The 22,339-nt window shown below is 70.6% G+C and carries 16 protein-coding genes; 9 read left to right on the top strand and 7 right to left on the bottom strand.

The annotated features are described in order from the left end of the window. Positions 1-1,817 (bottom strand): DNRLRE domain-containing protein (locus tag AB0C82_RS06805; protein ID WP_362837105.1); only part of this gene is annotated, 1,817 nt, incomplete at its 3' end. A gap of 519 nt (positions 1,818-2,336) precedes the next feature. On the opposite strand from AB0C82_RS06805, the gene AB0C82_RS06810 reads away from it, so the two are divergent. Continuing rightward, entirely contained in the window at positions 2,337-2,879 is a 543-nt protein-coding gene (locus AB0C82_RS06810) for a hypothetical protein (protein WP_362837106.1), read from the top strand. Between the two features lie 25 nt (positions 2,880-2,904). On the opposite strand, the gene AB0C82_RS06815 is transcribed toward AB0C82_RS06810, so the two are convergent. Then, positions 2,905-5,604, bottom strand: a complete 2,700-nt coding sequence (locus AB0C82_RS06815; protein ID WP_362837108.1) for a SpoIIE family protein phosphatase — start codon at positions 5,602-5,604, stop codon at positions 2,905-2,907. A 272-nt stretch (positions 5,605-5,876) separates the two neighbouring features. Here AB0C82_RS06815 and AB0C82_RS06820 point away from each other — a divergent pair, with 272 nt between their 5' ends. Further along, complete coding sequence (locus AB0C82_RS06820) at positions 5,877-6,965, top strand: CorA family divalent cation transporter (protein WP_362837110.1); 1,089 nt, start codon at positions 5,877-5,879, stop codon at positions 6,963-6,965. 9 nt (positions 6,966-6,974) lie between these two features. Here the strand turns inward: AB0C82_RS06820 and AB0C82_RS06825 are convergent, their stop codons facing one another. After that, positions 6,975-7,970 carry an aldo/keto reductase gene (locus AB0C82_RS06825; RefSeq protein ID WP_362837112.1) on the bottom strand — a complete coding sequence of 332 codons (996 nt, stop codon included), beginning with the start codon at positions 7,968-7,970 and terminating at the stop codon, positions 6,975-6,977. Positions 7,971-8,096: 126 nt separating this feature from the next. Here AB0C82_RS06825 and AB0C82_RS06830 point away from each other — a divergent pair, with 126 nt between their 5' ends. After that, positions 8,097-8,987 carry a LysR family transcriptional regulator gene (locus AB0C82_RS06830; protein ID WP_362837114.1) on the top strand — a complete coding sequence of 297 codons (891 nt, stop codon included), beginning with the start codon at positions 8,097-8,099 and terminating at the stop codon, positions 8,985-8,987. A 31-nt stretch (positions 8,988-9,018) separates the two neighbouring features. On the opposite strand, the gene AB0C82_RS06835 is transcribed toward AB0C82_RS06830, so the two are convergent. Further along, positions 9,019-11,466, bottom strand: a complete 2,448-nt coding sequence (locus AB0C82_RS06835) for a DHA2 family efflux MFS transporter permease subunit (protein WP_362837115.1) — start codon at positions 11,464-11,466, stop codon at positions 9,019-9,021. Positions 11,467-11,654: 188 nt separating this feature from the next. Next, a complete protein-coding gene (locus AB0C82_RS06840) occupies positions 11,655-12,098 on the bottom strand; it encodes an SRPBCC family protein (RefSeq protein WP_362837117.1) in 444 nt (147 codons plus the stop codon). Between the two features lie 197 nt (positions 12,099-12,295). Between AB0C82_RS06840 and AB0C82_RS06845 the strand changes: the two genes are divergently transcribed. Together AB0C82_RS06845 and AB0C82_RS06850 are read left to right on the top strand one after the other, a co-directional pair. After that, positions 12,296-13,342, top strand: coding sequence for an Rv2578c family radical SAM protein (locus AB0C82_RS06845; RefSeq protein WP_362837119.1), 1,047 nt, complete (start codon positions 12,296-12,298; stop codon positions 13,340-13,342). Between the two features lie 171 nt (positions 13,343-13,513). After that, a complete protein-coding gene (locus AB0C82_RS06850) occupies positions 13,514-15,136 on the top strand; it encodes an alpha/beta hydrolase (RefSeq protein ID WP_362837121.1) in 1,623 nt (540 codons plus the stop codon). 37 nt (positions 15,137-15,173) lie between these two features. Here AB0C82_RS06850 and AB0C82_RS06855 read toward each other — a convergent pair whose 3' ends face one another. Then, the gene (locus tag AB0C82_RS06855) at positions 15,174-15,749 is read right to left on the bottom strand and encodes an adenylosuccinate lyase (RefSeq protein WP_362837123.1); all 576 of its coding nucleotides are present in this window, start codon (positions 15,747-15,749) and stop codon (positions 15,174-15,176) included. Between the two features lie 375 nt (positions 15,750-16,124). Between AB0C82_RS06855 and AB0C82_RS06860 the strand changes: the two genes are divergently transcribed. Both AB0C82_RS06860 and AB0C82_RS06865 read left to right on the top strand, forming a co-directional pair. Further along, positions 16,125-17,906: a 3-hydroxybutyryl-CoA dehydrogenase gene (locus tag AB0C82_RS06860; RefSeq protein WP_362837125.1), complete on the top strand. Its 1,782-nt coding sequence runs from the start codon at positions 16,125-16,127 to the stop codon at positions 17,904-17,906. A 222-nt stretch (positions 17,907-18,128) separates the two neighbouring features. Continuing rightward, entirely contained in the window at positions 18,129-18,944 is an 816-nt protein-coding gene (locus AB0C82_RS06865) for a TetR family transcriptional regulator (protein ID WP_362837127.1), read from the top strand. A 15-nt stretch (positions 18,945-18,959) separates the two neighbouring features. On the opposite strand, the gene AB0C82_RS06870 is transcribed toward AB0C82_RS06865, so the two are convergent. Continuing rightward, the gene (locus AB0C82_RS06870; RefSeq protein ID WP_362837129.1) at positions 18,960-19,712 is read right to left on the bottom strand and encodes a restriction endonuclease; all 753 of its coding nucleotides are present in this window, start codon (positions 19,710-19,712) and stop codon (positions 18,960-18,962) included. 139 nt (positions 19,713-19,851) lie between these two features. Here AB0C82_RS06870 and AB0C82_RS06875 point away from each other — a divergent pair, with 139 nt between their 5' ends. Together AB0C82_RS06875 and ccrA are read left to right on the top strand one after the other, a co-directional pair. Next, the gene (locus AB0C82_RS06875) at positions 19,852-20,643 is read left to right on the top strand and encodes a GNAT family N-acetyltransferase (RefSeq protein ID WP_362837131.1); all 792 of its coding nucleotides are present in this window, start codon (positions 19,852-19,854) and stop codon (positions 20,641-20,643) included. 351 nt (positions 20,644-20,994) lie between these two features. Further along, the gene (ccrA, locus tag AB0C82_RS06880) at positions 20,995-22,338 is read left to right on the top strand and encodes a crotonyl-CoA carboxylase/reductase (RefSeq protein WP_362838340.1); all 1,344 of its coding nucleotides are present in this window, start codon (positions 20,995-20,997) and stop codon (positions 22,336-22,338) included. Position 22,339 lies beyond the last annotated feature (1 nt).

Raw genomic sequence — 22,339 nt, forward strand, 5'->3', positions numbered from 1 at the left:
TCGTCGTCCGTGCTCGCAGCCGACGGGTCGGTGTACGTGGACCAGTTCAGCTCGGCGCCGGTGTCGTGGATCGTGGTCGGGGTGGCGAGGTCGACACCCTGGCGGCCGTAGGTCAGCACCAGCTTCGGGTAGTTCGCGGACTCGCCCGCGTACCCGAACTCGCTTCCCTCGTAACGCGGCCCGCCCTTGGGCCCGTTGGCGCTCTCGTCACCGGCCTTGATCACGAAACCGTTGTTGGTGTTCGTGCCGTCGATCCAGGACTGGACGGTCTTGGTGACGGGGAAGGTGTGCCAGGTGTTGAGCTCACCCGGCTTCTTCGTGACGACACCGCCCTTCGTGAACCGCACCGAGTCCGCCAGCACGGTCGTCGTGGTCGAGGCGGGAGCGTCACCCAGGACGACCTTGCCCAGGGTGCCCGCCTTGAACGGGTGCGTCCCCAGCGTCTTCCACACACCCGCGGTGCCGGCCTGCTGATTGACCGTGTACGCCTTGCTGCCACCGTTGTACGTCACGGTGTACGGGACGTTCGTGGCACGGTCGGTGGCCGGGACGTAATGCGCCTCGACCTGGTAGTCACCGTCCTCCGGCAGACTCGGCTGCCAGGTATAGGTGTCCCCAACCACCGTGTCCTTGTTGTACAGGTAGTCCAGGTTCGTCGCGTACTGGGTGTACGCCGTGTTCCCCGACGCGGGCCAGGCACCCACCGCCGCGGTACGCCCCGCATCACCGTCATCCACGACGACCGAAGTACCCGACAGCTCACCGGTGAACGTGTTCGCGCTGTTCCACGTCGCACCCGCCTCCGTCCACGGCTGCGTCGCCCGGTGCGCCTCCAGCTGCACCTCGGTGTCACCCGAGGTATGCGTCTGGTCGTAATACAGCTTCAGATCCGCCGAGTCCAGCTTGGTGCCCGCCGGAACCGTGCCCAGCGGGAACCGCAGCAGCGCACGAGAGGAACCCGTCGTGGTGTTACCCACCGACAGACGCCAGTTGTCGTCATAGTTCGACGCCGGACCGTCCGACGAGATCATCACGTCCTGCGCCGAAGACGGCGTCGGCGCGATCGTGATCGTCGGATCGACCGTGACCGGATACACCCGCTCCTTCGCGGCCAGCCACCTCGCATCCGGAATGACCGTCAGCTTCCAGCCCTTACCGGCTTTGGTGAGCTTCTGCTCCACCGACGAGCTGTAACCGCCGCCGTACGGAGCGGCAGCATTCCTCTTCGCGTCCGTCATGAACGCGGCAGGAATCACCAGCACCGGATTCGGCGCGTCACCGTACAGCTCGACCGAGCCGTCCTTGCCCGACTTCGGCGTCAGACCACCCGCATCCAGGGTGAACGTGAACTTCACCGGACCGGCCGGCCGCTGGGCCAGGACGATGTTCTCCTTGACCCGGCCCGGGCCCACCACATAGGAGAGGTCCGCGCCCGGCACGGCGTTCTTGTACGTCACGGTGTTGCCGTCGGCCACCGGCGCGAGCTTGCCCGCACCCTCCAGACCCAGCGTCACCGTGTGACCCTCGGCCTCGAACTTCAGCAGCCGCTCCGCGTCCGTACCGAACCAGCTACGCGCCGCGTTCGTCGTGTTCGCCAGAGCGAAACCCTTGGCATCGGACGGCCGGACCGTCGCATCGATGTCCTTGAACGACTTCCCCGACCGGTAACCCGTCGGCGTGACCGACACCTCGGCCTGCACCCGGCCGTCCGACAACTGCCAGAACCGCTCGTTCGCCGTCCGCCGGCCCGTCAGCTCAGCGACACGCTTCGCCTTCGGCGCCACCTTCCCGACCGGCAACTTCTCCCGGCTCGGCAACGTGGGAATCCCACCGGTCGACGGTCCCTCAGAGCCGTCACCGCCATCTCCGTCGGAGAACCACCCCTTGAAGGAATCGACAATTCCGTCACCCTCATCACCCGAAACCTCAGCCGCATAAGCGACTTGAGGAATCATGGTGGAAGCGACCGCCGAAACCACGAGGCAGGCTACAGCCCGCCCGAATCTCGCTTTCACGCCATTCCCTTCATCGGCACGCCGGCAAGACCCCCCTGCCGGTCGCACTCAAGACGGACCCGAGCGGCCCGTCTCCGGGCATGACAACCGGACCACCCCCCGTACATGGGAAAAGTGGCCTCGCCGGAGACGTGTCGATCAAGGTCGGACGCTGTCTAGCCGATTCTTCGAAGCCTGGTCAAGGGAGGCCGTAATACGGGGTATTTGACACCCCTCAAGGGAAAGGGCGCCCCGATTCGCCCGGTTCTTCCGCACCCTGGCATCTGTCGATTCGGATGGTGTATAACCCAGGGCGAACTCGCTTCGACCGAAAGCGCGGCCATGCCCACAACGCAGGAATCAACCGACCCCGAACAGCCGGAACATTCGGAACCGTCGGAACACCCGGAACGGTCCGAATCCCCGGCTACATCCGGGAAGTCGTCCCTGAGCCCCGACCGTCGCGGCATCGCCGTCGCCGCGGCACTGCTGCTCGCCTGCGGCGCGCTCATCACCTACGGAATTCTCGACACCGGCAGCGAAGAGGCCGACAGGGAATCCACCGTGCCCACGGCCGCCGTGACGTACGAAGTGGTGGGCAAGGGCGTCGCCGACATCTCCTATCGCGGAGACGGCGAGGGCGACCGCGCCAGCCTCGTGGAGAACGCCGAACTCCCGTGGAGGAAGACGGTGAACGTGCCGCTCGGCACGTCGCCCATCGTCAGCATCACCCTCGGCGAGAAGGGCGGCGAGGCGAGCTGCACACTCGCCGTCGGCGGCAAGCACGTCCAACGCTCCACCGCGTCGGGGGTCTTCGGACGCAGCACCTGCACCAGCGAACTGCCCTCGCCGGAGCCGTCGGCACCGGCGGACGGAACCGGCTGATCACGGGCCCGTCCGTGCGGCGTACTCACACCCCCCGTCGGACGTGTGGTGGTGGAGGAGCCGCAGCCAGCGTCTGTTCCGTCCAGATGACCTTGCCGTCGTCGGTGTAGCGGGTCCCCCACCGGTCGGCGAACTGGGCGACCAGGAACAGTCCGCGGCCCCCCTCGTCGGTGGTGGCAGCCTGCCGCAGGTGGGGCGAGGTGCTGCTGCGGTCGGAGACCTCGCAGATCAGCGAGCGGTCACGGATCAGCCGTACGCGGATGGGACCGGCCGCGTGGCGAATGGCGTTGGTGACCAGCTCACTCAGGATCAGCTCGGTGGTGAAGGACTCCTCGGTCAGTCCCCACTCGGTCAGCTTGCGGCACACATCGGCCCGTACGAGAGAGACCGCCGAGGGATCGGACTCCACGTCCCAGTCGGCCACGTCCTCCGCGTCGAGCCGGTGCGTACGGCCGACGAGCAGCGCGATGTCGTCGCGCGCGGGGTCGCTCACCAGCGTGCGGACGACCGCCTCGCAGGTGACCTCCGGCAGGTCGGCCGCGTGATCGGCGAGGGTGCGGCGCAGCAGCTCCAGTCCTTCGTCGATGTCACGCCGGCGGTCCTCGACGAGCCCGTCCGTGTAGAGCACCAGTTCGCTGCCCTCGGGGAGCACGACGTCGAGGGTCTCGAAGGGAAGACCGCCGAGGCCGAGCGGTGGGCCGCCTGGTACGTCGGCGAACTCGGCGGTGCCGTCCCGCTGGACGACAACCGGCTGAAGGTGACCGGCCCGGGCCATCGTGCAGCGTCCGGAGGCCGGGTCGTAGATCGCGTAGAGGCAGGTGGCTCCGGTGACCGCCGCCTCGGCCGGGTCGAATGCCTCGTCCTGGTCGATGCGGGCGACCAGTTCGTCCAGGTGCCAGAGGATCTCGCCGGGCGGGAGGTCCAGGGTGGAGAAGTTGTGGACCGCTGTGCGCAGCCGCCCCATGGTGGCGGCGGCGTGGAGTCCGTGGCCGACGACGTCGCCCACCACGAGAGCGACCCGCGCGCCGGGCAGCGGGATGATGTCGAACCAGTCGCCGCCCACGCCGCCGCGCCCTGCGTGCGCGGGCAGGTAGCGGTAGGCGACGTCGAGGGCGTTCTGCTCGGGAAGGCCGTGCGGCAGCAGGCTTCGCTGCAGGGTCACCGCCATGGCGTGCTCGCGCGAGTAGCGGCGTGCGTTGTCGATGCTGACGGCGGCGCGGGCGACCAGTTCCTCGGCCAGGGACAGGTCCTCCTCGTCGAAGGGCGCAGGGTTGGCCGAGCGCCAGAACATCGCCACGCCCAGGACGGCGCCGCGGGCGCGCAGCGGTACCGCGATCTTGGAGTGGACGCCGTTGTCGACGAGCCTCCGGGCACTCTCGGGGTCCTGCTCCTGCCACCCCGTGAAGTCCCCCAGATCCGTTTCGAGGACGGCCTCACCCCGGCCCAGTCCTGACCCCGTGGGTGTGGTCGGCATGAACCGGAGGGTGGAGCCGACCGGCTGCAGGCCCATGTCCTCGCGTTCGCCGCTGAGGGCCGTGCGCCGCATCTCGGTTCCGCCGCGGATGGCGGCCGGTTCCTCCCCCTGGAGCACGGCCTCGACGACGTCCACGGTGGCGAGGTCGCAGAAGCTGGCAGCGGCGAAACCGGCGAGTTCCTCGCAGGTACGCACCACGTCGAGGGTGGTGCCGATCTCCGCCCCGGCCTCGTAGAGCAGATTCAGCCGTCCCCGCGCCATATCGGCCCGGCCCGTCAGGGCGCGCAGTTCGGTGGTGTCGCGCAGGGTCGTCACGCTGCCTGGCGGTCCGCCGTTCGTGTCCGTCGACCTCTGGTTGACGGCCAGCAGGCGGTCGCCGACCGGGTACAGCTCGTCGGTCACGATGCGGCCGGAGTCGAGCAGTTCCGTGGTGACCGGGTCGAGGCCCAGCTCGGGGACCGTACGCCCGTCCACGTCCGGCGGCAGACCCAGCAGCCTGCGCGCCTCGTCGTTGGCGAGCATGAGCCGGCCGTCGCCGCCGACGATGACCACGCCCTCCCGTACGGCGTGCAGGACGGCGTCGTGATGCTCGTACATCCGGGTCATCTCGGTGGGTCCGAGACCGTGTGTCTGACGGCGCAGGCGCCGGCTGACGAGCGCCGTGCCGCCCGTGGCGAGGACCAGGATTCCGGCGGCGGAGCCGAACAGCAGGGGGAACTGATCCTTCACCACACCACTCACGCGCTCGATGGTGATCCCGGCGGACACCAGTCCCACGACGGTGCCGTCCGGGCCGGTGACCGGCACCACGGCCTGCACCAGCGGCCCGATGGTGCCGGTGATCCGCTCGACGACGACGCCACCGCGCAGGGCGGGCTCCACGTTGCCGACGAACTTCTTGCCGATGCGGTCGGGCAGCGGGTGGGTGTAGCGGATGGCGTCGGTGTTCAGCACGACGATGAAGTCGACCCCGGAGCGTTTTCGGGCCTCCTCGGCAGCCGGCTGGAGCACGGCGGTGGGGTCGGGGCCCTTCAGCGCGGCCGCGGTGCCCGGGGCGTTGGCGAAGGTCTCTGCCACCGCTACGGACCGGTTGCGGGCCTCCCTGTCGCTGTCGGCCCGGGACTGGAGAACGAGCGCGGCCACGGCAGCGGCGACCAGCAGCACCACGATCGCCACTTGCAGGAGAAAGACCTGACCGGCGACGGTCCGCATCTTGAGAACCGAGCGCGGGCGGCCGTAGCGTCCGGCCATGCCCTCTTTTTACACCCTCCGCCCGCCCCGGGCGAGCGGCACGACCGCGTAGCGGGACGTCCGGTGGCAGGCTGTGCCCGGTGAGGGCCGGTGCACCGGCCGGCGGCGGTTACGGCGCGGTGCTCGGCGACGCGCGCGAGACGGGCACCGAGGGGATCCGCGGTGGCTCCGGCGCCGACGCCTCAGCGGGACCTGCCGCAGCCTCCGGGCCACCCCTCGGCGCCGGATGCCCGGATGGCACACTGGCCGCCCGCGCGTGAAGGAGTCCCGCTGTGCCGATCGTCCGCAAACTACGCCATGCGGTACGCCGTACCCGCCGGCCCCGGGTTGACCTCAGCCACCCCGCACGCTCGCCTCTGGGGAGCGCGGTCGTCAACTGCGTGCTGTACGAGGACGGTGTCCGGCATCCGGTCGCCTGCCCGGCGGACGAGGCACTGGACCGGGTCCGGCGCGTGGGGCGCGGTTTCGTCTGGCTCGGTCTGCACGAGCCGTCCGCCGAGGAGTTCGCCGGTGTCGCCGAGCTGTTCGGGCTGCACCCGCTGGCCGTCGACGACGCGGTGAGCGCCCACCAGCGGCCGAAGATTCAGCGGTACGAGGACATGCTGTTCGCCGTCTTCAAGACCTGCGGCTACGTCGAACACGAGCAACTCACCGCCACCAGCGAGGTGGTGGACACCGGTGAGATCATGATCTTCACGGGCGCCGACTTCGTGATCACGGTGCGGCACGGCAGCCACGGTTCGCTCGGACCGCTCAGGGAGGCCCTGGAGGCGGACCCGGAGCAGTTGGCCAAGGGGCCCGCCGCGGTGCTGCACGCGATAGCCGACCAGGTCGTCGACAACTATCTGCTGGTCGCCGACGCGGTGCAGCACGACATCGACGCGGTGGAGACCGCGGTCTTCAGTGAGCAGACTGGCCGGGGCGACGCCGGGCGCATCTACCAGCTCAAGCGTGAGCTCATGGAGTTCAAGCGGGCGGTGGCGCCGTTGAGCCGGCCGCTCCAGGGTCTGGCGGAGCGCCCGGTGGAGCCGGTGGGCCCGGAGTTCCAGCCGTACTTCCGCGACGTCGCGGAGCATCTGGCCCGTACGACGGACCAGATCGTCTCCTTCGACGCGCTGCTCGACTCGGTGCTCCAGGCCCATCTGGCACAGGTGACCGTGGCCCAGAACGAGGACATGCGCAAGATCACGGCATGGGCCGCCGTCATCGCCGTACCCACCATGGTCTGCGGGGTGTACGGAATGAACTTCGAGTACATGCCGGAGCTGCGGTGGACCTACGGGTATCCGTTCGTCGTCGGCCTCATGGCCACCGCCTGCTTCGTCATCCACCGGGGATTCCGCCGCAACGGCTGGCTCTGACGGTACGCGTCAGACGGCGGTGAGGATCTCCTCGATCCTGGCCAGCTCCTCGTCGCCGAACTCCAGGTTCGCCACGGCGCCGACGCTGCTCTCCAGCTGGGCGACGCTGCTCGCGCCGACCACGGCGGAGGTGACCCGGCCGCCTCGCAGCACCCAGGCCAGGGCCAGCTGCGCCAGGGTCTGGCCGCGCTCCTTGGCCACCTGGTCGAGGGCGCCCAGCCGGCGCACCAGCTCCGGCGTGACGGCGTCCGGAGTCAGGAACGGGCTGGAGCCGGCCGCGCGCGAGCCCTCGGGGATACCGCGCAGATAGCGGTCGGAGAGGATGCCCTGCTCCAGCGGCGAGTAGGCGATCGAGCCGGTACCCAGCTCGTCCAGGGCGCTCAGCAGCCCCTCCTCCTCGGGCCGGCGGTCCAGCATCGAGTAGCGCGGCTGGTGGATCAGCAGCGGGGTGCCGAGCTCCCGCAGGATGCGGGCGGCCTCACGGGTCTGCTCGGGCGAGTAGTTGGAGATACCGGCGTACAGCGCCTTGCCCTGGCGCACCGCGGTGTCGAGCGCACCCATCGTCTCTTCGAGCGGGGTCCCGGGGTCGGGCCGGTGGGAGTAGAAGATGTCGACGTAGTCGAGACCGAGCCGGGTCAGGCTCTGGTCGAGGGACGATCGCAGGTACTTGCGCGATCCCCACTCCCCGTACGGACCGTCCCACATGCCGTAGCCCGCCTTGGTCGAGATGACGATCTCGTCCCGCAGGTGCGCGAAGTCCGTCTTCAGGGCGCGGCCCATGGTGATCTCGGCGGAACCGGGCGGCGGTCCGTAGTTGTTCGCGAGGTCGAAGTGGGTGATCCCGAGGTCGAAGGCCCTGCGCAGGATGCGGCCCTGGTCCTCGGGATTCCGGTCGCCGCCGAAGTTGTGCCACAGCCCGAGGGACAGCGCGGGGAGCAGCAGTCCGCTGCGTCCTGTTCGCCGGTACGGCATGGCGGAGTATCGGTCGGCCGACGGGACGTACATACGCGGGCTCCACGGGAGAGGTCCTGGCTACGCGCCGGGCTCGGTGCGCGCCCCCAGGCTTGCGCAGAACGATCCAGCAGTCCAACAGGAGATTCCGGTCGGATTCATCGCCTACATTTCTCAATCATGGAACTGCGTCAGCTTGAGCACTTCGTGGCCGTCGCCGAGGAGCAGCACTTCACCCGCGCCGCCGAGCGCCTCGCCGTGTCCCAGTCCGGGCTGTCCGCGTCCGTGCGGGCGCTGGAACAGGAGCTGAGGACGCCGTTGTTCAGCCGGACGACGCGCTCGGTCCGGCTCACCGAGGCGGGGCGGGCCCTGCTCGTCGAGGCGGAGCGCACGCTGGCGGGGGCGCGGGCGGCGAAGGACGCGGTGGACGCCGTCCGGGGGCTGCTGCGCGGCACGCTGACCGTGGGGGTCGAGCAGTGCGTGGCCGGTGTCAGCCCCGCCCAGCTGCTGGCGGCCTTCCACCGGGCGCATCCGCACATGGAACTCCGGCTCCGGCAGGAGGGCACGTCCAGTCTGCTCGACGGGGTGGCGGGCGGACGGCTCGACATCGCCTTCGCCGCCACGGTCAGTCCGCTGGAGTGGCGCGGCGAGCTGATGCCGCTGGCCCGTGAGCCGATGGTCGTGCTGTGCGCCCCGGGCCACCGGTTCGCGCGGGCCGCCTCGGTGACGTGGACGGACCTGGCCGGCGAGTCGTTCATCGACTTCCATCCGGACTGGGGCCCCCGGCGGGCCGCGGACGAGGCGTTCGCGGCAGCGGGGGTGCGCCGCACGGTGGCGCTCGAGGTGAACGACGTGCACAGCCTCCTGGACCTCGTCCACGAGAGGCTGGGCATCGCGGTGGTGCCGCAGCACTTCGCCCGCAAGCCCGAGGCCGGGCGGCTGGTGGTGGTGGAACCGCTGGGCCCGCACCGGCCGGTGTACGAGAGTGTGGTGGTGCTCCCGCCGGTCCAGGCGATGAGCCCCGGCGCGCGGGCCCTCATGACCTTGGTCGGTACGGACGGCCGGGGCTGAGGGCGCGGGGCGGCCCTTGGCCCCCTCCCGCTCAGTCCTCGTGCCCGAGCTGGAGGTCACGCTCGGTCCGGCCGCCGCCCGCCATCCTCAGGACCGTCGCCACCGGCGGGTAGCCGGCGGCGATCACCGTGTACTCCCCCGATGACAGGTCGACGAACCGGAAGGTCCCGTCCGGCCCCGTCGTGAGGGTGTCGACCACGTTGCCCGCGGCGTCGAGCAGGGTGACCCGGGCGTCCTCCAAGGGCCGTCCGCCGCCGGCGCGTACGGTTCCGCGCAGGACGGCGCCGCCGGCCAGTTCGATGTCCTGCCGGGTCTCCCGGGCCGCCTGCACACTGACCGGCAGGGCCGCCGGACGGAAGGCCGGGGCGCCGGCGGCGAGGGTGTACTCGCCCGCCACCAGCTCCGTCATCACGTAGCCGCCCTCGCGGCCCGTGCGGGCGCTCGCGACGACTTCGCCGCGCACGTCGGTGAGGGTCACCGCGGCGTCCCGCACCGGGGTTCCGTCGGCCGTGACGACCGAACCGGCGAGCCGGCCCGCGCCGCCGAGGACCACGTCCAGCTCCACGGGCCGGTCGCCTACGGTGACGCTGACGGCCTGCGGCTGGTGCCCGCCCGCTGCCGCGATCAGGACGTACGAACCGGAGCCGGGCACGCTCAGCGCGTACCGTCCGTCGTCGCCGCTGGCGCCCCGTCCGGCCTGCTTCCCGTGGCCGTCGACGAGAGTGAGGGCGGCCCGCGGGACCTTGGTGCCGTCGGGGTGCTGGACGTAACCGCAGACCGGCACACCGGAGGAGTGACCGACCGTCACCGTGACGGAGTTCGTACGTGCGGCGGGCACGGGCACCCGGCCGGTCGCCATGTCGTCCGCCGTGGCGGGGGTGGGATGGGACACCAGCGGTTTCTCCTTGAGGAAGAAGGCGAGGAACAGGCCCAGCAGAAGGACCGGCACCAGGTACAGGAAGATCCGCGGCATCGCGTCGGCGTACGCCTGGATGTAGGCGTCACGCAGAGCCGGTTCCATGGCGTGGACGAGCTGCGGGGTGATCGACTCGGGGTCGGGGAGCCCGACGCCCGTCGGGAGCCGTACGTCGAGGGCGTCCGAGAGCCGCCCGGCGAAGAGCGTTCCGAAGATCGCGGCGCCGACGCTGCCGCCGATCTGCCGGAAGTAGTTGTTGGCGCTGGTCGCGGTGCCGAGGTCGGCGGGGCGGACGGAGTTCTGGACGGCGAGCACCAGCACGGGCATGACCAGGCCGATCCCGAGCCCGAGGACGGCCTGCGCGATGCTGTACTCGAAGCGGGACGTACCGGTTTCGAGCCGGGAGAGCAGCCACATGCCGACGGCCGAGACCGCGCTGCCGGCCAGGGGGTAGACGCGGTAGCGGCCGGTACGGGAGATCAGCTGTCCGGAGACGACGGACGCGCCGACGATGCCGCCCATCATCGGCAGCATCAGCAGTCCCGACTCGGTGGCGGACGCCCCGTCGACCATCTGCAGGTACGTCGGCAGATAGCTGGCCGCGCCGAAGAGGGCGACGCCGATGACCGCGCCGACGAGACCCGTGATGTTGAAGATCGAGTCGCGGAACAGGTGGAGCGGAATGATCGGCTCGGGCGCACGGTGCTCCACGGCGAGGAACAGCAGAGTCGTTCCGGCAGCTCCGGCGGCGAGTCCCAGGATGGTGCGCGAGCCCCAGTCGTACTCGGTGCCGCCCCAGCTGGTGAGCAGAACGAGGCAGGTGGACGCGGCGGCGAGCAGCACCGCGCCGAGGATGTCGAGACGCGGGCGTACCGCGGGCTTGGGGAGCTTCAGCACGACGGCGATGACGACGAAGGTGACGAGGCCGAACGGCACGTTGATGTAGAAGCACCAGCGCCAGGAGGCGTGGTCGGTGAAGAATCCCCCGAGGAGTGGGCCCGCGACGGACGCGAGGCCGAAGACAGCGCCGATGAGGCCCATGAAACGGCCGCGCTCACGGGGCGGGACGATGTCCGCGATGATGGCCTGGACGCCGATCATGAGGCCGCCGCCGCCGATGCCCTGGATGGCGCGGAAGGCGATCAGCTCGTCCATCGTGCGGGACCAGCCGGCCAGCGCCGAGCCGATGACGAACACGACGATCGCGAACTGGAAGACGCCCTTGCGGCCGAAGAGGTCGCCGAGCTTCCCGTAGACCGGCAGTCCGATCGTGGAGGCCAGCAGATAGGCGGTGACCGCCCAGGACATCTTCTCCAGGCCGTGCAGCTCACCGACGATCTTCGGCAGCGCGGTGGCGACGATCATCTGGTCGAGCGCCGCGAGCAGCAGGGTGAGCATCAGCCCGACGAAGACCATCCGGACCCGGCCGTGGCTGATCTCCGATGGCGGTGCGGCGAGCTGTGCGGTGTCCCGGCCGGACGGCGGTGCGGGCGGCGCGGTCTGCGTCTCGGCGTCCCCCGTGCCACTCGGTTCGCCCTTCACCAGAGTGATCCCACCCACCACGAAACGCTCCCCTCGTCGCATCTGCGCCGCCCATTTGTCGCATCACGCGGCAAGGCGGGGCAAACACGGCCGGGGGCACGACCGGCGCATTCGGAGGGCTTATGCGCCGGTCGGAGGCACTACGGCGCACAACCGGCCGTCCCGGAAAACCACCCGTTCCGGTGAGGCCGGCCGACAGCGCCCGGAGGCTACTTCTCGACCTCGGTGGCGAGGTTCTGGAGCAGCTCGTCGTAGATGCGGCCGAGCCCCTTGGGCGCGAAGGTCCGCTCGAAGAAACCACCGATGCCGCCGGCTCCGTCCCACACGGTCGACACGACGGCGCGGGACTTGCCCTCGCCTGCCGGGGTGACGGTCCAGGTGGTGACCATCGAGGAGTTGCGGTCCTTCTCGACGAGCCTGCCGTCGGTCGGCTCGGTGACGTCCAGCAGGCAGTCACGGACGCGCTTGCTCGTGGCCTGGAGCTTCCAGTGCACGACGGTGCCCTCGCCGTCGCCGCCCTCGCGCACCTCGTACTCACTGAAGTGACCGGTCATCACCTTGCCCCGGACCTCCTTGTAGTCGGCCAACGCATCGAACACCGCCTCCGCGTCCGCCGCGATGATCCGCTCCGTCGTTGCCTCGACCTGCGCCATGCCAGTTCCTCCACCACTCGACTGTTCGGGGTGTGCTGAGCCAACCACCTCGGGCACGCCCCTCAAAATCGGCCCCGCAAACCCCGTTCGACCCCGCAATCCCGATCGGACCCGCATCGCCTTCACGCACAATCGGTCGCGCACGATCATGGGAACAAGTGTTCTATTCTCTGGTCAGTGCTACCAAGGAGGTGTCCATGCGCTGGGACAATCTGGCCGAAAACACCACAACGGCCCGGAACGGCGCGCTCTTCGCCGCGGACGCGGTGACCACGCGCACGTTCGACACACCCGAATTCAGCGGCATCACCTTTCACGAGGTGCGGGCCCGGTCCATCGTGAACCGGGTGCCAGGGGCGAGCCGGATGCCGTTCGAATGGACCGTGAATCCGTACCGGGGCTGCTCCCATGCCTGCGTGTACTGCTTCGCCCGCAAGACCCACAGCTATCTGGACCTGGACACGGGGCTCGGTTTCGACTCCCAGATCGTCGTCAAGATCAACGCCGTCGAACTGCTGAACCGCCACCTCGCCTCGCACCGCTGGCACGGCGCGCACATCGCGATGGGGACGAACGTCGACTGCTACCAGCGCGCCGAAGGCCGCTACCGGCTGATGCCCGGCATCATCTCGGCCCTCCGCGACCACGCGAACCCCTTCTCGATCCTGACCAAGGGCACACTGATCCTCCGGGACCTGGAGCTGCTGAAGCAGTCCGCCGCGGTCACCGAGGTCGGCGTCTCCATGTCGGTCGGTTTCGTCGACACCGAGCTCTGGCGCACGGTCGAACCGGGGACCCCGTCCCCCGAACGCCGCCTCGACGTCATCCGTACCCTCACCGACAACGGCATCGACTGCGGCGTCCTCATGGCACCGGTCATCCCGTTCCTCGGCGACAGCCCGGAGCAGCTGCGTGCCACGGTGCGGGCGATCGCCGCCTCCGGAGCGACCTCGGTGACCCCGCTCGTCCTGCATCTGCGGCCGGGCGCCCGGGAGTGGTTCATGGAGTGGCTCGGCCTTCACCATCCCCATCTCGTGAGCCGGTACGAGCGGATGTACGCGGACGGGGCGTACGCGCCCACCTGGTACCAGCGGCAGATCACCCGCCGGGTCCACGAGCTGGCCGCCGAATACGGTATGGGCCCCGCGCACCGGGGCGAGTCCCGCCGCGTCACACCGCCCACGGGTCCGCCGCCGGCCGCCGGGGTCCCCGAGGAGGGACCCACCCAACTGACCCTTCTCTGACTCACCGCGACCCACGTCACCTGCGGCGCCCCCGTCACTCCGCACACGCGTGTCCCGCTGTCCAAACGGGTCAACTCTCTGCAGAACATGTCCTTCCGGGCGCGAATGCGGGGAACATGCGGCGGGGGCAGCGGCACCCTCGGCCGCGCTCCCTCCACTTCGGGAGGCCGTATGACGAAACGTGCAGGAATTCTGGTCGCCGTCGGCGCGGCGGTGGCGGGTCTGGTGACCGCCGTACCGTCCGCCGCGACCACCGACACCGGGACGGGCGCGCCGGGCGCCGCGCAGCCCGGGCCGCGTGCCGCACCGCTCAAGTGGACCGGCTGCGCGACCAAGACGTATCCGACGCTGCAGTGCGCGACGGTCCGCTCCCCGCTCGACCACGCCCGCCCGACGGGCCGTCAGGTCACGCTCGCGCTGTCCCGGATCCCGCACACCGCCGCCACCTCGCAGGGCCCGCTCCTGGTCAACCCGGGCGGCCCCGGTGGCAGCGGCCTCTCGATGGCCGGGTTCGTGGCCTCCACGCTCCCGGCGAAGCTCGCCGCGCAGTACGACGTGATCGGCTTCGACCCGCGCGGCGTCGGGAAGAGCCGCCCGGCGCTGAACTGCCTCCCCACGCACTTCGACCCGGTGCGCCCCGACTCCGTACCGCGCTCCTTCCAGGACGAGCAGACCCTCCGGGAGCGGGCCGCCAACTTCGCCGCGGCGTGCGGCGAGAAGCACGGGGACCTGCTGCCGTACATGGACACGGTCAGCGCCGCGAAGGACCTGGACGTGATCCGCGAGGCCCTGGACGCGAGGCAGATCAACTACTTCGGCTACTCCTACGGCACCTACCTGGGCGCCGTCTACGCCAAGCTGTTCCCCGAGCGGGTCCGGCGGCTGGTGCTCGACTCCGTCGTCGACCCCGAGGGCGTCTGGTACGACGACAACCTCAGCCAGGACTACGCGTTCGACGCCCGCCACAAGGCGTTCCTGGCCTGGGTCTCGAAGCACGACACGACGTACGGCCTGGGCCAGGACCCGGCGGAGGTCGAATCCGCGTGGTACGCCATGCGCGAGTCCCTGCGGACACGGCCCGCCGGCGGCAAGGTCGGGGCGAGCGAGCTGGAGGACACCTTCATGCCCGGCGGCTACTACGACGGCTACTGGCCCCATCTGGCCGAGGCGTTCGCCGAGTACGTCAACGACAAGGACGAGGACGCGCTCGTCTCGGCGTACCGGAACTTCGGCGCCACCGGTGCGGGCGGCGGGAACAGCTACTCCGTCTACACGGCCGTGCAGTGCCGGGACTCCGGGTGGCCGCGGGACTGGAACACCTGGCGCAACGACACCTCGACGGTGCACGCGAAGGCACCGTTCATGGCCTGGAACAACGCCTGGTACAACGCGCCGTGCGCCTCCTGGCCGGTGGCGCCGCTGAACCCGGTGCGGGTGACCAACCACAAGCTCCCGCCCGCCCTGCTGTTCCAGGCGACCGACGACGCGGCCACTCCGTACCAGGGCGGTCTCACCATGCACCGCAAGCTGAAGGGTTCCAGCCTGGTCGTCGAACAGGGCGGCGGGAACCACGGCATCACGCTCAGCGGTAACGCCTGCCTGGACGCGTACCTGGTGGACTACCTCGCCAAGGGCACCGTTCCGCGCGGCGACGGGGGCCGGGTGGACGCCGTCTGCGAGGCGCTCGCCGAGCCGAAGCCGCTGCCCGCGGAGAAGGCGCTGCGGAGCTCGGACGGCGCCGGTGGCGGTTCCGAGGGCAAGGCCCTGCACGGGATGCTCGGCTTCCGCGGCTGACCGGCCGGACCTCCCGCGTCCATGGCCGGCCGGCCGTTCACCGTCCGGCCGGCAGGCGGCCGAGGGCCTCGGCCGCGGCTCCGCCGATGCGGGGGTGCGGGAGCGCCGCTTCGAGGACGGGACGGGCCGCACTGTCACCCAGTCGGCCCAGTCCCTCCACGCAGGCGAGGGCCACGCGCCAGTGCGGCTCGTCCGGGTTCAGCAGTCGCTCCAGGGTGCTCACCAGGGCGGGCACCGATTCGGGTGCGCGCAGATCGGTCAGCAGGCGTACGGGATGGACCGCGTAGGCCGTGCGCAGGGTGTTGGTGGCCAGGGCGGCGGCGGCCCGGGGCGTGCGCGGGTCGCCGAGACGCACCAGGGCGTGGGCGGCGGAGACGCAGCGTTCGGGGTCGCGGTGGTTGAGGAGGAGGACCAGCGCCTCGAAGGCACGGCGGTCACCCGAGCAGCCGAGCCGGAACGCGGCGATCTCACGCGCCCACAGGGGGCGCCCCCGCTCCACGAGGACCAGGGCCAGCTCCTCATCGTCGTCGGTGGCCACGAGCCGGTCGTACGTCGCCGACTCCCCCGCCTCGTCGCGCAGCCGGTCGGTCAGCGACCGGAACTCCTCGTCCATGACGCTGAGCGTATCTCCGGACACGGAACGTGCGGGCGCGGTCGGGCGGCCGGGCGGCCGGAAAGTGTGGTCCAGTGCACAGACTCCCAGGGCTGGCGCGCTCGTTACTCGCCGGTTAACCTCATGTGAGCGGGGCACAACCCCGCAGGCTCCGGTGGCCTGGTGACGCAGCCACCCGGAGTGCTTGTCGGTTCGGCAGCTTTGTGAGACGCGACTCGGGACGGAGTCCGTCACCCTTTCCCGGTTCCGGGCACGCCTGTGGCGCCCCGGCCCCTGCACCACGACATGCAGCTCGCGCACGCTCCGCGCCCGGTTTCCCTATCCTCGCGCGCCCCGTGCTTCCTCTTCAGTCGTCACTCACCCTGGAGTCCCGTGATGGACACCCCGCTCAGCACCATCGCCGTCGTCGGTCTCGGCACCATGGGGACCGGCATTGCCGAGGTCCTGGCCCGTGCGGGCCGCGAGGTCATCGGCATCGACATCAGTGACGAGGCCGCCCGCCGGGCCGTCGCCTCCCTGGAAGCCTCCACCGCCCGCGCCGTGGTGCGCGAGCGGATCACCGAGGAGGAGCGGAGCGACGTTCTCGCCCGCTTCCGTACCTTCACCGACCTGCAGGCCGCAGCCGCTGCGGAACTGGTCATCGAGGTCGTGCCCGAGTCGTACGAGATAAAGCAGCAGGTCTTCCGCGACCTCGACGCGATCGTCTCCCCGACCGCGATCCTGGCGACGGGCACGAACGCGCTGTCCGTGACCCGGCTGGCGGCCGAGTCCCAGCACCCCGAGCGGGTGCTGGGCCTGCACTTCTTCAACCCGGCGCCCGCGATGAAGCTCGTCGAGGTGGTCTCCTCCGTGCTCACCGCGCCGCCCGCCGTCGAGACCGTCACCCAGCTGGCCAGAGAGCTGGGCAAGGAGCCGGTCGCGGTCGGGGACCGGCCCGGGTTCGTCGCGGACGGCCTGCTGTTCGGCTATCTCAACCAGGCCGCCGCGATGTACGAGGCGAGCTACGCCTCCCGCGAGGACATCGACGCCGCCATGAAGCTGGGCTGCGGGCTGCCGATGGGCCCGCTCGCCCTGCTCGACCTGATAGGCGTCGACACCGCGCGTACGGTCCTGGAGGCCATGTACTCCGCGTCGCACGACCGGCTGCACGCCCCGGCCCCGATCCTCAAGCAGCTCAGCGAGGCGGGTCTGACAGGCCGCAAGGCGGGCCGCGGTTTCTACACGTACGACGCACCGGGCGGCCAGAGTGTGGTCCCTGACGCGCTGACGCCGAAGGAGGTCTCGGGAGCCGTCGCCGGCCGCGAGGTGCGCTCCGTGGGTGTCGCGGGCTCCGGGACGATGGCCTCGGGCATCGCCGAGGTCTTCGCGAAGGCCGGGTACGACGTCGTGCTGGCCGCGCGCAGCCAGGAGAAGGCGGACACGGCCAAGGGCCGGATCGCGAAGTCGCTGGAGCGGTCGGTCTCCAAGGGCCGGCTCACCGCCGAGGCGAGGGACGAGGCCCTCGCCCGCGTCACCGCCGCCGGGTCGCTGGACGCCTTCGCCGACGTGGACCTCGCCGTCGAGGCGGTCGCCGAGGACCTGGCGGTCAAGCAGCAGCTGTTCGCGACGCTGGACAAGGTCTGCAGGCCCGGTGCGGTGCTGGCGACCACGACCTCGTCACTGCCGGTCATCGCCATCGCACGGGCCACCACACGTCCCGAGGACGTGATCGGGATGCACTTCTTCAATCCGGCGCCCGCGATGAAGCTGGTCGAGGTGGTCCGCACGGTGCTGACCGCCGACGACGTCCACGCCACCGTCCGCGAGGTCTGCGCGAAGGTGCGCAAGCACCCGGTGGACTGCGGGGACCGGGCGGGCTTCATCGTGAACGCGCTGCTGTTCCCGTACCTCAACAACGCGATCAAGATGGTCGAGGAGCACTACGCGACCCTCGACGACATCGACGCCGCCATGAAGCTGGGCGGCGGCTACCCGATGGGGCCGTTCGAGCTCCTGGACGTCGTCGGGCTCGATGTCTCGCTGGCCATCGAGAAGGTCCTGCACAGCGAGTTCCGCGACCCGGGCCTCGCCCCGGCACCCCTCCTGGAACATCTGGTGGCCGCGGGCTGCCTCGGCCGCAAGACGGGCCGCGGTTTCCGCGAATATGCCCGTCGCTGAGAGGGCCCGGCGGGGGGCCGCCCGGCCGGAGAACCGGCCGGGGGGCCGGGGGACCCCGTGATCGACGACGACGCCGCGGGGCGCGTGCCCCGGCTCCATGACGCCGCGAACCCCGCTCCCGGCCCCTCGGAGCCGGGAGCGGGGTGGGGCGGGCTGCTGGGACCTTCCGGCGGCCCGCCCCCACGGGCGCGGCCCCCCGCACCGATGCAGTACGTTCACACCATGTCCCAGCCCGCCAGGTCCACCCGTACCTCAGCCGCGCCCGATGCCCCGGAAACCGCCGCGGGCACACGCGCGGCCGCCCAACGGCTCAAGATGCGCCGTGAGCTGGCGGCCGCGGCGATGGAACTCTTCGCCACGAAGGGCTACGAGGCGACGACGGTCGACGAGATCGCGGGTGCCGCGGGCGTCGCCCGGCGCACGTTCTTCCGTCACTTCCGCTCCAAGGAAGAGGCGATCTTCCCGGATCACGACGACACCCTCGTACGGGCCGAGGCCGTCCTCAACGCGGCACCGGCGCACGAGCACCCGCTCGACACGGTCTGCCGCGGCATCAAGGAAGTCATGAGGATGTACGCGGCCAAGCCCGCCGTCTCCGTGGCGCGCTACAAGCTGACCCGCGAGGTTCCCACGCTGCGGGAGGCGGAGATCGCCTCGGTGGCCCGCTACGAGCGGCTGTTCACGCGCTATCTGCTGGGCCATTTCGACGAGCGCGACCACCATGTCGGCAATGACGACCCCCTGTTGGCGGAGGTCGCCGCATCGGCCGTCGTCACCGCGCACAACCACGTGCTGCGGCGCTGGCTGCGGGCGGGCGGCCAGGGTGACGTGGAGGCACAGCTCGACCACGCCTTCGCGATCGTCCGGGACACCTTCGGGTCCGGGATCGGGGCCGGCAGGACCGCGGCGGCCGAGCCGTCGAAGACCCCGGCCGCGACGGTGGCCACGGAGGGCGAGGTACTGGTCGCCGTGGCGCGCACGGACGCGCCGCTCGACGAGGTGATGCGCACGATCCAGCAGGCGCTGAAGGACCGCTGAGCAGGGCGGTCAGCGTCAGCCGTACGTGTCGTCCACCGGCAGCGGCGCCTCCCAGGGCGGTGGCGTGCCGTCGTCGCTCCACGCCCTGAGAGCCTCGTGGTCCACGCAGAGGATGCCGCACCGGTCCGCGTAGTCGAGGGCCGGGTCGGTGAACTCGCCGGTCGTCACGACGAGCGCGACGTCGGCCTCGTGCACGGCGTAGCAGGTACCCCCGAAACGCTGCACGTCCTGGGAGCCGACCTTGTTCTCGGGGCCGTACCGCTTGCACTGGATGACGACGCGCCGCCGGTCGGGGGTGGTGGCGACGACGTCGGCCCCGAGGTCTCCCGCTCCGCCGACGACCTGGACGTCCTGGAGGCCGTCGCGCTCGCAGAGTCCGGCGACGGCCTGCTCGAACTCGTCCGCGTCCATCACCGCGTAGTCCACCGGCCCGGGGGTGTCCTGGTCCTGCCGGCGCAGGGCCGCGGCCGCCTCCGAAAGCCCGGTGTCCACAAGGGTGTACGTGCCCTCGGTGACCGCCACGGCGGCCCTGCGCGCCGCCCTGCGGTGCCGGTGGTGGCGCAGCAGCGACACCACGCCCGCGACGAGGACGGCCGCCACCACCACGGCGAGGGCCGGATGCCTCCCGGCGCTCTGCCAGGCGGTTCGCAGGGCGGTCCCTCCTCCCCAGAGCAGCAGGGCGGCGAGCGCGAAGGCGGCCGCGGTGCGGCGGATACTGAACGCGGGCCCGCCGTTCGGCGCGGTCCGTCTGCGGGCGGGTATCGCCATCTTCGGTACCTCTTCCCCTCGATGCGGGTCGTCCAAGATCACTTACCTCTGCCACCTGCCCCGACCGGCGGCGTCGACGCCGGGCGGGGGCCATGGAAACCTCGTTGTGCGCCGATGGGGCCCGTGGTCGAGTGACCGGATGAAACCCACAGACCTCCTGGCCCTCTTCGACGACGAGATGCGCGAACACGCCCGCCCCGACGGCCCCGGTGTACGGGTCGAGCGTGCCGGTGACGTCGTGCGCCAGGTCGGTACGGCCGACGACTGGAACGGGGTCGTGTGGTCAGCCCCCGACCTGGACCCCGCGCGGGCGGACGCGGCGATCGCTGCGCAGGTCGCCTACTTCACCTCGCTGGGCCACGACGAGTTCGAGTGGAAGGCGTACGCCCACGACCTTCCTGCCGACCTGCCCGATCGGCTGCTGGCGGCCGGCTTCGTTCCGGAGCCGCCGGAGACCCTGCTGGTCGCACCGGTCGCGGACCTGGCGACCGCCGTCGCGCTGCCCGAGGGCGTCGAGCTGCGGACCGTGACCGACGCGGCCGGTGTGGAGCTGATGGGCCTGGCCCATGAGCGGGCCTTCGGTACGGACTGGTCGCGGCTCGGCCACCAGGTGCTGACCCGGCTGGAGAAGGACCCGGACAGCTTCGTCGGGGTCCTGGCGATGGCGGGCGGGGAGCCGGTCAGCTCGGCCCGCATGGAGTTCTGTCCCGGCACGGGCTTCGCGGGGCTCTGGGGAGGCGGGACGGTGGCCGCCTGGCGCGGCAGAGGCATCTACCGGGCGATGGTGGCCTTCCGTGCCCGGATCGCGGCGGAGCGCGGCTACCGCCATCTCCAGGTCGACGCCACCGACCGGTCGGCCCCGATTCTGCGCCGGCTGGGTTTCTCGGAGCTGAGTACGACGACGCCGTACGTGTACCGCCCCGTGCGCTGACCGCTCGTCGGCAGGACAGACCCTCCCGTAGCGCCCATGGTGTTGCTCATGCGTGCCCTACGGATGACAAGTGAGAGAAATTGTTGGCACTCGGTGCCTTGTCAGGTGTCACGGAGTGCCATACGTTGATGTTGTCCGGGCGGCCGGCGTGCTGAGACCTCACGTACGCCGGCTGTCCCCGCAAGCCACGTGTCTGCGCGCCCGGACGCCTGCGTCACAGGCAAACCCTTCTGCTCCACAGAGCAAGCCGAAGCTCCACCCGCCGAACCGACGGCACACCTCCATACCGCACCGCCCCCCTGCCCGCAGGGTCCCCTCAAGCGTTCCTCAACGCCCAGCTTTGCCGGAGGCATCACCGTGAAGGAAATCCTGGACGCGATCCAATCGCAGGACAGCTCCGCCGCAGACTTCGCGGCCCTGTCCATCCCCGAGTCGTACCGCGCGGTGACCGTGCACAAGGACGAGGCCGAGATGTTCGCCGGCGTCGCCAGCCGCGACAAGGACCCCCGCAAGTCCCTGCACCTCGACGAGGTGCCCGTGCCCGAGCTCGGCCCGGGCGAGGCCCTCGTGGCGGTCATGGCCAGCTCGGTCAACTACAACTCCGTGTGGACGTCGATCTTCGAGCCCGTCTCGACCTTCGGCTTCCTGGAGCGGTACGGCAAGCTGAGCGACCTCAGCAAGCGCCACGACCTCCCGTACCACGTCATCGGTTCCGACCTGGCGGGTGTCGTGCTCCGCACCGGTCCCGGCGTGAACGCCTGGCAGCCGGGCGACGAGGTCGTCGCGCACTGCCTCTCCGTCGAGCTGGAGTCCTCCGACGGCCACAACGACACGATGCTCGACCCCGAGCAGCGCATCTGGGGCTTCGAGACCAACTTCGGCGGGCTCGCGGAGATCGCCCTCGTCAAGTCCAACCAGCTGATGCCGAAGCCGCAGCACCTCAGCTGGGAGGAGGCCGCGTCTCCGGGCCTGGTCAACTCCACCGCGTACCGTCAGCTCGTCTCGCGCAACGGCGCGGGCATGAAGCAGGGCGACAACGTGCTGATCTGGGGCGCGAGCGGTGGACTCGGCTCGTACGCCACGCAGTTCGCGCTGGCCGGCGGCGCCAACCCGATCTGTGTCGTCTCCAGCGACCAGAAGGCGGACATCTGCCGGAAGATGGGCGCGACCGCGATCATCGACCGCAACGCCGAGGGTTACAAGTTCTGGAAGGACGAGCACAACCAGGACCCGCGCGAGTGGAAGCGGTTCGGCAAGCGCATCCGTGAGCTGACCGGCGGCGAGGACGTGGACATCGTCTTCGAGCACCCGGGCCGCGAGACCTTCGGCGCGAGTGTCTACGTCACCCGCAAGGGCGGCACGATCGTCACCTGCGCCTCGACCTCGGGCTACAACCACGAGTACGACAACCGCTACCTGTGGATGTCGCTGAAGAGGATCGTGGGCTCGCACTTCGCCAACTACCGCGAGGCGTGGGAGGCCAACCGCCTGATCGCCAAGGGCAAGATCCACCCGACGCTGTCGAAGGTGTACTCCCTGGAGGACACCGGCCAGGCCGCGTACGACGTGCACCGCAACCTCCACCAGGGCAAGGTCGGCGTTCTGGCGCTGGCGCCCCGTGAAGGCCTTGGCGTGCGCAACCACGAGCTGCGCGAGCAGCACATCGACGCCATCAACCGCTTCAGGAATGTCTGAC

Origin of the sequence: Streptomyces sp. NPDC048560 (genome assembly GCF_040650955.1) — a bacterium.
GTDB lineage: Bacteria > Actinomycetota > Actinomycetes > Streptomycetales > Streptomycetaceae > Streptomyces.